Source organism: Sunxiuqinia sp. (genome assembly GCF_055140945.1).
Window position 1 is genome coordinate 23977 of the sequence record NZ_JBSQYS010000048.1, and the last position, 6225, is coordinate 30201.

Below are 6225 nucleotides of genomic sequence, written 5' to 3' on the forward strand. Positions count from 1 at the left end.
CACTATTTAATTTTCAAAGTTGTAATCCCGTTCTACCAATGCAATTCTGGTTTTGTAATATTTATACCACTTCTCCTGCCCCATCTTCTGAGCAAACAAATGGTCGGCTTGTATCTTCCATTTTCTGATTGAATCCAAGTCTCTCCAATAAGACACAGTTATACCCAAATCATTACGGACAGATTCTATTCCCAGAAAACCGTTCTGCTGTTTCGCCAGTTCTTCCAGTTTGTTAGCCATTTTTGCATAGCGAGACTCATCTTCCGGTGTACGGACAGATGTAAAAATAACGGCGTAATAAGGAGGCTTCGGAGTTTTTGCAATCATTGCTTTCATCTAACAAATTCCAATCCAATTAATCCGAACCAACAATAAATTCCGATAGTTGGATTAATTTATAGCATGTATGGGACGGCTAATCCTTTAGCAATCAACAAATCATTGAGGCAATAGAAATCAGCAATTGCTCGGATTTGATCATGCCCGGCCAAAATATCTTCAGGAACTCGGACGTACAAAACAGCCAAATAACGACCATATTTGCCTTTTTCGTCCTTAATGGTTTCGACAATTGCCAAAGTTCCTTTTTTTACTAACGATTTGGCAAAATCGGAGGATGCTTTGCCGAGCTGATATTCTTCGGAGGTTCTCTTTACTCCGTAGACTTCGGGGGTATCTACACCATACAGCCTGATTCGTTCGCCGCGCACCCAAACACCAAGGCCAAGATCAATATCGATGACATAAGTGTCGCCATCAATGACTTTTTGTATTTCAGATTGATATTGAAACATCATTCGTTTATTTTGATTACGAATGATAAAATACAAAAAATGCTGCCAAAACTGACAGCATTATAAAATATTATTTTGGAAGTTGCATTCCCTTTTCTTTTGCCATTTTTTCTAACCGCTTCTGGAAGTTAGATTTCTTAGCCGGTCCTGCCTTCTTTTTATTCGCCTGAAGTTGAACCCGTATTTTATCCTCGTCAATGAGAGTGCGGAATAAATACATTTGACCAATCGTGATTAAGTTAGCCAAAAAGTAATAATAACTTAAGCCCGCAGGGTAACTATTCAAGATAAACAGGAACATGAGTGGCATAATGTACATCATGGTCTGCATCCCCGGCATTGCCTGACTACTGGTTGCCTGAGAGTTTAGTTTTGTTGAAAAAATCGTAGTTACGGTCATTAACAAGCAAAACAAACTTACATGATCGCCATATACCGGAATTTCGAATGGTAATTTCAGAATAGAATCGAAAGACGATAAGTCGTTTGCCCAAAGGAAACTTTCTTGTCTCAACTCAATTGAAGTTGGGAAGAAAAAGAACATGGCAAATAAGATCGGCATTTGCAGCACCATTGGCAAACATCCTCCCATTGGATTAACCCCTGCCTTTTTATACAAGGCCATCGTCGCCTGTTGCTTTTCCATCGCCTTATCTTTTCCGAACTTTTCGCCCAACTCGTCAATTTCTGGTTTCAACGAACGCATTTTTGCTTGCGAAATGTACGATTTATAGGTAAACGGGAAAACAATAAGCTTGATGAAAATGGTCAACAATAAAATGATGATTCCAAAATTATTGATGTATTTCCCCAGGAAGTTAAACACCGGAATAATTAGCCATTTATTTACGGGGCGAACAATTGCATATCCCAGATCAACCAAGCGCTCCAATGAAATATCGTATTGCTTAAGCGTTGTGTAATGATTGGGTCCAAAGTAGAACTGCATGCTATAGTCCTCATTTGGTTTACTTTCGAACGGTAAAGCAATGTCGGTATAAAAATTAGCAAGGTATTTCGGATCATCTTCCAAATACTCAAATCTCACATCTGCTGTTGGGAAAGACGTGTCAGCGATAATTGATGAGTTAAAAAACAGCTGTTTTAAACTGATCCACTTTACTTTGGTCTTTAATGTTTCTTCTGACGTCTCGCTAGCACTCAGCTTATCCACTTCATCCTCAAAATACTTATACGTAATTGTCGTATAGCGATCTTCACCATATTTTGATTTACGTTCCTGACGAGGAGCTGAAAAAGCCCAGTTAAAATTCAGGTAGTTGGTATTTTGAGACACCAACTGATCAAAACCAACAGTTTTTACGTCAAACCCGATCAAGTAGGAATTATAATCGATGGTATACTGATATTCCATGTAGCGACCGTTGCCGGCATCTAAACGCATGGCAATCGTTTGATTTTCACCAGCATTTTCTTCATTAAAGCTTTCACGTCCTTCTTTTCCTTTCGGAACTTCGGGTCCGCTAACGACAATATCCTTTTTACTTACCGAAGGAACAAAGTATAAATCATCCGTACGAATGCTCCGGTTTTGAGCAAAGAAATTTAATCCGAAGAGATTATCTTCTCCTTCAAACAACATCAACGGTAAAGAATCATACGTTTGATAATCTTTTAATTCGACGGAGTAAATTTTACCACCTTTAGTCGAAATCTGAATTTTCATCAGGTTATTCTCCAGGGTGATAAATTCTTCATTCCCAATAGCTGCATCAGCAAATGCACCAAATTGGTCTTTCACATTTTGAGCGACTGCCGTTGAATCCGTTGCTTCTCCATTTTCGGAAGCAGGAAGCGATGATTGTTGAACTTTGGCATTTTCTGCTTGTGCTTCAGCCTCTTGGGCTCTCATTGCTTCGACCTGAGCAATGGAATCCTGACGCCTTTTAGCGGCTGCAATTTCTTCTTCCGAAGGCTTGTTCAAGTAACTAAATCCTATCAGGATCGTGAAAATAAGAACAATCCCGATGACCGTATTTCTGTCCATATAAATATTTTTTCTTTATTTTTTCAATGTTGCTTTGATAAAGGCAACAAATAGCGGATGCGGTTTTAAAACGGTACTACTGTACTCCGGGTGAAATTGAACCCCAATAAACCATTTGTGATTTTTAATCTCCATAACTTCAACAAGGTCAGTATCAGGATTAACACCAACTGGTTTCATGTCCGACTGCTTGAAAGCTTCCAAATAGTCATTGTTAAACTCATACCGGTGACGATGTCGCTCACGGATATCTGTCTTTCCATAAGCTTTATAAAAATTGGAACGTTTATTTATAATATGGCAATCGTAAGCGCCAAGTCGCATTGTTCCACCTTTTTCTGTAATTCCTTTTTGATCCTCCATCAGATCAATAACCCGGGCAGTTGTTTTATCATTCATTTCTGTTGAATCAGCCCCCGTCATGCCTAATACATTTCGGGCGTACTCGATAACTGCAATTTGCATCCCAAGGCAGATTCCAAGGAATGGAATGTTATTTTCCCTGACATATTGAGTGGCCTTGATCTTCCCTTCAATACCACGATGTCCGAAACCTGGAGCAATAATGACTCCATCCAAATCTTTTAATTGCTCTTCAACGTTTTCCGGAGTTAATTCTTCGGAATGAATCCAGCGCAATTTAACCTTTGCCCGGTTAGATGCACCAGCATGTACCAAAGCTTCAGCAATTGATTTGTAAGCATCTTGCAATTCAACATACTTTCCAACCAACCCTATTTCAACTTCCTGCTCCGGATTTTTATGTTTTCGCAGAAACTCGTTCCATTCTTTTAAATCTGGTTCGTTTTTCGAAGGAAGCTTCAATTTCTTGAGAACAGTTAAATCAAGCTTTTCTTCCAACATTTTATTCGGAACTTCATAGATCGTAGGAACATCAATTGACTGCACAACGGCATCAATATCGACGTTACAAAATAATGCTACTTTCTTTCGAATACCAATTCCAAGGTCATGTTCAGTGCGCAATACCAAAACATCAGGCTGAACTCCATTTTCCAAAAGAGCTTTTACCGAGTGCTGTGTCGGCTTGGTTTTCAACTCACCTGAGGCCGCTAAAAATGGCACCAGTGTTAAGTGAATTACCAATGCATTCGATCCAAGCTCCCACTTCAACTGGCGCACTGCTTCAATGTATGGCAGCGACTCAATATCGCCAACAGTTCCACCAATCTCAGTAACAACGATGTCGTAGTTGCGCTTGTTTCCGAGGAATTTTATTTTTCGCTTAATTTCATCAGTAATGTGAGGAATAATCTGAACGGTTTTTCCCAAGTAATCACCACGACGCTCTTTATTGATAACCGATTGATAAATTCTTCCGGTTGTTACATTATTGGCTTGTGAGGTCGGAACGTTCAAGAAACGCTCATAATGGCCTAGATCCAAGTCTGTTTCAGCACCATCGTCCGTTACGAAACACTCACCATGTTCGTACGGATTCAGAGTTCCGGGATCAACATTGATGTAGGGGTCTAACTTTTGAATGGTAACCGAGTAACCTCTGGCTTGCAATAATTTAGCCAATGAGCTGGCTAAGATTCCTTTTCCTAATGAGGAGGTCACACCTCCGGTGACAAAGATGTACTTCGTTGCTGACAAAATCGTATATTTTTATAAGTTCCTAAAAACGCACAAAGTTAATCAATAAAAATTATTGGGCTTTAAAACCATCAATTATAATTTGATTAATCATTAAAAAACCCGCTATAATTAGCGGGCTTTTTATTTTGAAGTTAATCTTCATCTTCCATCGAGTCGATAATTCGTATCTTCTCTTTTAGAAATTCTATTTTTTCCTGTGTATCGGCTATCTTCTTATTTACATCTTCAATAAGCGACTCCGCATTTTTTGTATTGGCAAAAAATCCGATGTTATTATTTAGCAAGATTAAGTCACTTTCCATCTGTTTTAGCTTACTAACGTACTTGTCGCGCTCGTAACGCATTTTATTATTCCCGCGCGTTGTCCCCGAAATGTTAGACATTTTTGTCTTAAATTTCAGCAAATTACGCTTATGGTCGTCAATTTTCAGGCTATCGAAATGCTTATTAATTGCATCTCTAAATTCATTTTGAACAATATCTTTATCCTTGAATGGCACATGTCCAATATCCGTCCAACGACGTTGAAACTCTTTAATAACTGCTAAATCGGTATTTTCGTCCTTCGTCAGTTTATAAGCTTCAACTTCTGCTATTACATCTTTTTTCAGTTTCAAATTTTCAACCTGCTCTTCATCAACATGATTAAAATGTTTGGATTTATTATCGAAAAAGAAATCGCAGGCAGCTCGAAAACGTTTCCAGATAGCATCAGAATGCTTGCGTGGAACCGGACCAATTTCTTTCCACTTTTTCTGAATATGAATAAATTCTTCGGTTGTTTTACGCCAATCAGTACTATCTTTCAATGATTCAGCCTGCACACACAAATCCGTCTTCATTTGCAGGTTATTCATTTGCAGCTCTTTGTTTTGGGCATAAAACTCACGCTTAGCGTCAAAAAACTTGTCGCAAGCGCTGCGGAAGCGCTCATAAATTCGATTATTGTCTCTTTTTGGTGCGAAACCAATAGTTCGCCAAACCTTCTGCAATTCAATCAGCTCTCTGGATTTTTTATCCCAATCTTTGTGGTTCAAAATTTCCTGATTGGCAATTTCCTCTGCTTTTTCGCAAAGTACAGTTTTGGCTTCCAGGTTTTTCTTTTGATCCTGTTTACGGTCTTCGAAATACGCCTGGTGTTTTTTGTTTATTTTTGAAGTAGCAGCTTTGAAACGCTCCCACAATTCTTCTTTTTTCTCCCTCGGAACCGGGCCAATCTCACGCCATTGCTCATGATATTTTTGCAAAATATTGAAAGCCTTAATCACAGAAGGTTCCACCAACAGTTCTTCTGCTTTTTCGCAAAGGATAATTTTAGCTTCCAGATTTTTTTTCAGATCCAAATCACGCAGTTCGCGGTTGATCTTAATGTAATCGTAGAAATTTTCAACATGGTGATGGTAGTTTTCCCACAAGTCTTTCAACTTCGACTGCGGCACTAAACCAATCTCACGCCATTCCTGTTGCAATTCCCTAAATTCATGAAAGGTTTTATTGATGGACTCCTTGCGATTGACAAGGTTCTTTATTTCGTCTATAATTTCATATTTACGCTGAAGGTTTTCCTCTTTTTCATCTTCCAGCTCTCGATGTTGCTTGCTCCGGGCGGCACGGAATTCTTTCATCAAATTCCGTAAGTCATCTTCATAAAGTGCATTTGATGGCTCAAAATCATCTTCGACACCACCCTCTTCTATAAATTTCTTTTTCTCTTCGTCAGCAACTGCCCGGTGTTGTTTATAAAAGTTGACTTTAATGATATCCACATCAGCTTTGATATTTTCATCTGCATGATTTTCC

The 6225-nt window shown here is 38.8% G+C and carries 5 protein-coding genes; all 5 read right to left on the bottom strand.

What is annotated here, in order from left to right; all coding sequences use genetic code 11:
- Positions 1 to 6: 6 nt before the first annotated feature.
- A complete protein-coding gene (locus tag ACTB00_RS17515) occupies positions 7 to 336 on the bottom strand; it encodes an antibiotic biosynthesis monooxygenase family protein (RefSeq protein ID WP_463301207.1) in 330 nt (109 codons plus the stop codon).
- Positions 337 to 395: 59 nt separating this feature from the next.
- Positions 396 to 797, bottom strand: coding sequence for a thermonuclease family protein (locus ACTB00_RS17520; RefSeq protein ID WP_463301208.1), 402 nt, complete (start codon positions 795 to 797; stop codon positions 396 to 398).
- Positions 798 to 864: 67 nt separating this feature from the next.
- The gene (gene yidC / locus ACTB00_RS17525; RefSeq protein ID WP_463301209.1) at positions 865 to 2802 is read right to left on the bottom strand and encodes a membrane protein insertase YidC; all 1938 of its coding nucleotides are present in this window, start codon (positions 2800 to 2802) and stop codon (positions 865 to 867) included.
- Between the two features lie 15 nt (positions 2803 to 2817).
- Entirely contained in the window at positions 2818 to 4422 is a 1605-nt protein-coding gene (locus tag ACTB00_RS17530) for a CTP synthase (RefSeq protein WP_463301210.1), read from the bottom strand.
- Between the two features lie 134 nt (positions 4423 to 4556).
- The coding region (locus tag ACTB00_RS17535; protein ID WP_463301211.1) for a DUF349 domain-containing protein at positions 4557 to 6225 on the bottom strand (1669 nt) is incomplete at its 5' end.